A 407-nucleotide genomic window follows, 5' to 3' on the forward strand; every position below is an offset into this window, starting at 1 on the left:
TCTTTGCGGTACTGGAGTCAGTGAAATGGCGCCCGGTAGCCTGGCTTGCAACCGGCATAGTGACCATCCTGCGCGGGCTACCGGAAATTCTGGTGGTGCTGTTTATCTATTTCGGCTCTTCCCAGCTGCTGCTGACGCTCTCTGACGGTTTCACCATCCCGCTCGGGTTCACGCAGATCCCGGTGCAGATGCATATTGAGAACTTTGACGTCAGCCCGTTCCTCTGCGGGGCGATCGCCCTGTCGCTGCTGTATGCCGCTTACGCCTCGCAAACGCTGCGCGGCGCGCTAAAAGCGGTTCCGCAGGGCCAGTGGGAGTCCGGTCAGGCGCTGGGGCTGTCGAAAGCGGCCATATTCTTCCGTCTGGTGATGCCGCAGATGTGGCGCCATGCCCTGCCCGGCCTCGGT

General features: G+C 61.7%; 1 protein-coding gene. It reads left to right on the plus strand.

The annotated features are described in order from the left end of the window. The coding region (locus tag LU493_RS19655) for an ABC transporter permease subunit (RefSeq protein WP_275289488.1) at positions 1-407 on the plus strand (407 nt) is incomplete at both ends.

The organism is Halomonas elongata, from assembly GCF_029081005.1.
Taxonomy (GTDB): Bacteria; Pseudomonadota; Gammaproteobacteria; order Pseudomonadales; family Halomonadaceae; genus Halomonas; species Halomonas elongata_B.